The sequence below is a fragment of the Peribacillus sp. P4_C12 genome, assembly GCF_056402095.1.
Genome location: NZ_JBFUIB010000946.1, coordinates 1 through 974 on the forward strand (window position 1 = coordinate 1; position 974 = coordinate 974).

General features: G+C 34.0%; 1 protein-coding gene. It reads left to right on the forward strand.

The genetic code is table 11. The annotated features are described in order from the left end of the window. Positions 1 to 312: 312 nt before the first annotated feature. Positions 313 to 974: LysM peptidoglycan-binding domain-containing protein (locus AC1DUW_RS30465; RefSeq protein WP_477644397.1), on the forward strand; the 662-nt coding region annotated here is incomplete at its 3' end.

A 974-nucleotide genomic window follows, 5' to 3' on the forward strand; every position in this document is an offset into this window, starting at 1 on the left:
GGCATTGATTCAAGAAGGGTTAATGCCTTGTAAATAAAAAGAGTTTAAAATTCAGGAGGTAACTTTTCCACAAAGTACCTCTATTTTATAACTATTCTCCATAGTAAACTAGTAAAGTTAAATTTATCAAAATTTAAGGAGAATAAAATAATAGTGAAAAAATTCTTTGGATGTCTTATTATGTTCTGCCTTCTTTGTATTTGTCTCTTTCCAACCAGTGGTAAAGCATCAAGTAATACACTTTACATAGGTTCTGTTAAAGCGGGCACTTCAAAGGTTTATAGTTCTCCTAAACTAGGTTCCACTATACTAATGACCTTAAAAAAAGGCGAGGAGTTTCCCATCATTTCTTCTGTCGTTGGAGATTCTACGAAGCCTATTATACATAAAGTAAAGACTGGAAACACATTATGGAAAGTAGCAAATCAATATGGAGTTTCAGTAAGTGAGTTACAGAAAGAAAACAAATTAACCTCTTCCGAAATTAATGTTGGCCAAAACCTGAAGATTCCCCAAAAATATAAGATCCATAAGGTTGTATCAGGAGATACATTGTGGAAGATTTCTACTAAATATGAGGTAACCACAAGTGATTTGACGAAATTAAATAACTTACGAACAGTTACCCTTAAAGTTGGTCAAAAATTGAAGATTCCCGATTATTACTACCAGGTTCAACTGCTTGATGGTAAAAAGGGATGGATAAAGAAATCTCTACTTCAAAAAAAGAAGCAAAGCCTTATCGTCATGGGCTGGAAGCATAATGGATCGAAAGAAAACTACACCCAACAACTTAAAAACCCCAATTTAAATGTAGTATCTCCTCGTTCCTATACGCTGAAGGATTCCGGTAATTTCGTTTCCGTTTCTGTCGATACAAAATACGTTCAATACGCTCATAAACAAGGAAAACAAGTTTGGCAACTAATTGGTAATAAATTCGACCCTGTTTTAACAGGTTCAATACTAGGTAG